Raw genomic sequence first — 1,606 nt, 5'->3', positions numbered from 1 at the left:
CCGGCGAACTGCCCGCCCGCCATCGGCCGGGCCACCCCCGGTGGACCCCCATGACCGCTCGCCTCGACGCCCGACGTCAACGACGGTCTGGACACCGGACCAGGCACGACCTCCTGCCCGCCCCCGGGCGCACATGGCCGTGCACACCCTGTGGACAACGAGAAGCGATTCACCCATGGGCACCCTGCTTGCGGAAGATGAGCAGGTCCTCGTGGGCGGTGACGCACACCGGCGACCCCTTCTCCTGATGCCTACGCACCGCCAGCATCTGGAAGAACGACGCCCGGGTCACCAGCCGGCCATCACGCACCCCGCACAGCAACGCCACCAGCCGATGCATCAGCACCAGACCGGCCTTCTCCGCTGCCGTGATGACCTGACCGGGGAGATCGACGAGGTACCCATCGATTCGGATCGGGCGGACCGTGACGGCGACCACTCCATCCGGCCGCAGCAGCTCACCACACCCGGCAAGGATCTCCCCGAACCCCTCCACGAGTTCCGGCAGCGGCTGGTGAGCGAGATTGCCCTTATCGGTGGAGTACCGGTGATTCCACTTCTCCACCGGCCCACCGTCACCGTCCCGCACGCCTGAGCGGATGTGCCCATGGGTCCGCGCTCCGTACGGCGGGGAGGTCAGCACCAGCGCGGCACTACCGCGCAGACCCGCGAACACGCTCGCTATGTTCCGCGCATCCCCACACGCCACCCGACCGTTCCCCGCCGCTCCCTGGGCGCGGGCATGCTGGACGTTCGCAGCAGCCAAGCCGGCGAAGTCGGCCTCGTACTCCATCCCCGCCGCGTCCCTGCCGAGATGGACCGCCTCCACCAGCGTGGTCCCGATCCCGCACATCGGATCGACGACCAATTCTCCTGGCCGGGAGAACAGCGAGATCACCTGCGAGGCGATGGAAGGGAGCATCTTGCCCGGATGCCGCATCGACTCCGGCAGATACCGGCCCCGCCGCTGCACCCGCGAGGGCACCTGACCGGTCGCCAGCACCGACGGCACCACCGTCCCCGTCACCAGGCGGCTCCCGCAGCCGGGGTGAACAGGCACACATCGGCATGCACCGACACCACCGGCGGCAACCCACCCGACCGGGTACGGCGAATCTGCGCCAGCCCGCGCGGGTCGGCCTGCACGACCAGGGTGTCCCCGTCGATCGGGGCGCGCAGCGCGATGACATGCTGCACATACGCCAGCCCGGCACGCCTCGCATGCCGGATGACCTCCGGCGCCAGGTCCACCACCCGGCCCTGCTCATACCTGGCAGTCGTGATCACCGCCAGATGGCCGCTCGGCGTGAGCACCTGCCGCGCGTTCTCCAGGAACCGGCCGAGCTGCGCCACCCCGAGCGCCGGTTCCGCCCGGCACGACGGGCACGGGACACCGGGGGAGTCTCGCGCAGGCCCCGGGTAGGGCGGAAGCGCCGCGATCAGCAACTCCACCCGCCCCTCCAGACCGTCCAGCGCCTGCCGAAGCCGATCCGGCCCGTGCGGACGCAGCCGCACCGCCGCCCGCCGATCCGCCGAAACCTGCTCCCGCAACCGGGTGGCGAGATACTGCGCCACCGCCAACCGGGGCACGCACCCGACCCCGAGC

Annotated in this window: 1 protein-coding gene and 1 pseudogene; both read right to left on the bottom strand. The window is 71.0% G+C overall.

Annotated elements, in window-relative coordinates:
• Positions 1 to 169: 169 nt before the first annotated feature.
• Entirely contained in the window at positions 170 to 1,027 is an 858-nt protein-coding gene (locus C1I98_RS38705; protein ID WP_146607924.1) for a TRM11 family SAM-dependent methyltransferase, read from the bottom strand.
• Positions 1,024 to 1,606, bottom strand: a pseudogene (locus C1I98_RS38700) (hypothetical protein); the annotation flags it as partial. The gene C1I98_RS38705 and the pseudogene C1I98_RS38700, both read right to left, overlap by 4 nt.

The sequence above is a fragment of the Spongiactinospora gelatinilytica genome, from assembly GCF_003236385.1.
GTDB lineage: Bacteria > Actinomycetota > Actinomycetes > Streptosporangiales > Streptosporangiaceae > Spongiactinospora > Spongiactinospora gelatinilytica.
The sequence above is the reverse complement of the archived record's forward strand: the minus strand, read 5'-3'. Positions and strand labels throughout refer to the sequence as shown.